The sequence below is a fragment of the Aeromonas aquatilis genome (genome assembly GCF_054052405.1).
Window position 1 is genome coordinate 1 of record NZ_JBSTYP010000121.1, and the last position, 3,095, is coordinate 3,095.

General features: G+C 55.6%; 2 protein-coding genes. Both read left to right on the top strand.

The features are described from left to right. The first annotated feature begins 322 nt into the window (after window positions 1–322). On the top strand, window positions 323–1,213 hold the full coding sequence (locus ACW5W8_RS23420) for a GGDEF domain-containing protein (RefSeq protein ID WP_498630809.1): 891 nt from the start codon (window positions 323–325) through the stop codon (window positions 1,211–1,213). A 472-nt stretch (window positions 1,214–1,685) separates the two neighbouring features. Beyond that, window positions 1,686–2,960 carry an amino acid permease gene (locus tag ACW5W8_RS23425; protein ID WP_498630811.1) on the top strand — a complete coding sequence of 425 codons (1,275 nt, stop codon included), beginning with the start codon at window positions 1,686–1,688 and terminating at the stop codon, window positions 2,958–2,960. The last annotated feature ends 135 nt before the right edge of the window (window positions 2,961–3,095 follow it).

Consider the following 3,095-nt stretch of genomic DNA (forward strand, 5'->3'; position numbering starts at 1 on the left):
AAGGCTGGGGTATCCATGATGGTAGACCTCAAGGTGATGGCCTACTTCAAGCTTAGCCTTTCAACACGTAATTGGGACATAGCCATAAAAATGGGGGCGAGCTACAGGAGCCTAAACGAAGCCTCTTTTTGAAACAATGGGATATGGGAGGACCACCGGTGGTTTGCCGATCACTCCGGGCAGTTTCGTCATGCGGGGTACACTTGCTGTAAAGGATTGTTGGCTACCGCTGCAAATCTGTTTCTTGGGTTGATTGCTGGCGGAGCACCGGGTTGGGGCACAATAGGCGGCCCCTGTTGGCCACAGAAGTACAGGAGTATCCATGACTCTTTCGGTATCGCAGCTTTACGAGGTTATGGCCCAGCTGCCAGATCCCGTCTTTATCCTCAGTGAAGATGGCTATTACGTGGAATATATCGGCGGCATGGAGCACCAATCCTATCAGGACGGCAATCCGCTGGCTGGCAAGCGGCTGCTGGATGTGCTGCCGGAGGCGATGTCCCTCTGGGTGATGGCGCAGGTCGCGCTGGCGCTGGATAGCGGCCAGGTGCAGGTGGTCGAGTACGATCTGGCTGCCAGCGAGGTGGGTGGTATTGATGCCGGTGTCGGGCCACAAGGGATGCAGCGCTTTGAAGGCAAGATAGCTCCTCTGCCCTCCCTTTACGACGGCAAGCGGGCGGTGGCCTGGGTGACCCGCAATATCACCCGCCAGTTCGAGTTGCAGCAGCGCCTGCAGCATCAGAGCGAGACCGACCAGCTGACCGGCCTCCATAACCGCCGCTACTTCTTCGAACATTGCCAGCAGGTGAGGGGCAACGAGGCCCCCTGCGGCCTGCTTATGCTCGACATCGATCACTTCAAGCAGATCAACGATCGCTTCGGCCATCGGCAGGGGGATCTGGCACTGCAGCGCTTCAGTCGTTGTATCGATGCCCTGTTGCGGGCGGACGACCTCTTTGTACGCAGCGGTGGCGAGGAGTTCGTGATCCTGCTGCCACGGCTTGATGAGGCCGCGTTGCTGGAGATGGCCGAGCAGATCCGCGCCGCGGTCGAGGCGCTGCCCGCCGAACCGGTCGGCATGACGGTCAGTCTGGGGGCCACGCTGGTGCAGCCCGGAGAGGATATCAATGTGGCGCTGGCCCGTGCCGACGAGTGGCTCTACGAGGCCAAGCGGGCAGGCCGCAACCGGGTGGCGCACTGCCCGGCAAGTTGAGAGTGCCGCTCCGGTCGCTGTGGGAAATAGCCTGCGCTTTTACCCTGAATAAATTGGCTGACATCACTGTCAATTAGTAGAAAAGTTGGCCGTATTATTTAACTCATATTCCACAGCTTAAGGTGTTAATATTATCGACCTGTTCGCTGGTCTTATTTATGTTGTTGGGCAACAGCATGAGGTTTTATCGGTATGTTATCAAACAGGCTTGAATCGGGTTTTGGGTGACGAATGTGATACATCCTGTTGTCTTTTGAAACATTCCGATTCAAACAGTCATGAATTATTAACCTTGACCCGGATAGCGATTTCAACGATGGTAGCGTGGCAGCTCCGTTTCTCTCCGGTGGCCCTGTTGGCCGCTGGCGGCGTTGTTTTTTTCATGTGCAGGGCGATATGCAATGACATATCTCCAGCCTGTTATTCGGGCCAATAAAAATAATGATGACAGACTAATAAGGTATATATTGCAATGAGTGTTTCTATTGCTGAAAAGAGTAACCCTGTTTCAAAACTGAAATGGGAGAAAAGCGATTCGGTATGGACCATGGGCCTATATGCCACTGCTGTCGGTGCCGGTACGTTATTTCTCCCTATTACTGTTGGCAGTAATTCTCCGGTTATTTTGCTGTTTATTTTATTGCTGGCTTTTCCGCTTTCTTATTATTCCCACCGGGCATTGAGCCGCTTTGTGCTCTCCAGCTCCCATCGGGAAGGGGATATCACCCATGTGGTGGAGGAGCACTTCGGTGCCAAGGCGGGCAAGCTGCTGATGCTGGTTTATCTGATGGCCTTCTACCCCATCATTCTGGTCTACAGCATCTCCATCACCAACGCGATCCAGAGCTTCGTGGTTCACCAGCAGGGGGATGCCGAGCTGCCGCGCGGCTTGCTGGTGCTGGGGGTGATGCTGGGCCTGCATCTGGTGCTGCTGGCCGGCAAACAGATCGTGGTGTCGGCCATCAGCGTGCTGGCACTGCCGATGGTTGCCTTTCTGATAGGCCTCTCCATCTATCTGCTGCCCCAGTGGAGCCTCTCCTATTTCAGCGAGAGTCAGGCGGTGGACTGGCGTGATCCGGCATTCTGGAAATCACTCTGGCTGATCGTGCCGGTGATGGTGTTCTCCTTTAGCCATGCGCCCATTATCTCCTCCTTCAGCGCAGCGCAGAAAAAGCGTTGCCAAGAGAGTGCCGACCTGCGTGCCAAGCGGATCATCAAGTACAGCAGCATGCTGATTTGCGGCAGCGTGCTCTTTTTCGTGGTGAGCTGCGTGATGAGCCTGAGTCAGGCAGAGATGGCGCTGGCCCGCACCGACAATATCTCGGTGCTGTCGGCGCTGGCGAACAAGTTCTCCAATCCGCTGATCGCCTATGTGGGGCCGCTCATCGCCATTCTGGCCATGTCCAAATCCTTCCTCGGCACCTCCATGGGGGTGAGCGAGGGGACGGTGAGCATGGTGAGCGGTGCCTGTCAGGGACTGGGGCTCTCTCTCAAGGAGTCGACCATCGCCCGGGTGTCATCGGTGATCCTGTTTATGGTGACCGCCGTCATCACCTATCTGAACCCCAATGTGCTCGACATCATCGAGCGCGTCAGTGGCCCGCTGATCGCGGTGATCCTGTTTCTGCTGCCGGCCTGCTCCATCTATCGCTTGCCCGCACTCAAGCGCTATCGCGGGCCGAGTACCCTTTTTGTATTGGTGATGGGGCTGCTTGCCATCTCGGCCCTTATCTACGATCTGCTTTGACCGGGCGGTATCCCGCACAAATCAAAAAGGGCGACCATCTGGTCGTAATGCCGATCAGTTAAGGATCCATTGACCGATCCTTCTGTTGTGTGAAAATCCGAAACCAGTTGATTGGTTTCGGATTTTTTATGCGTA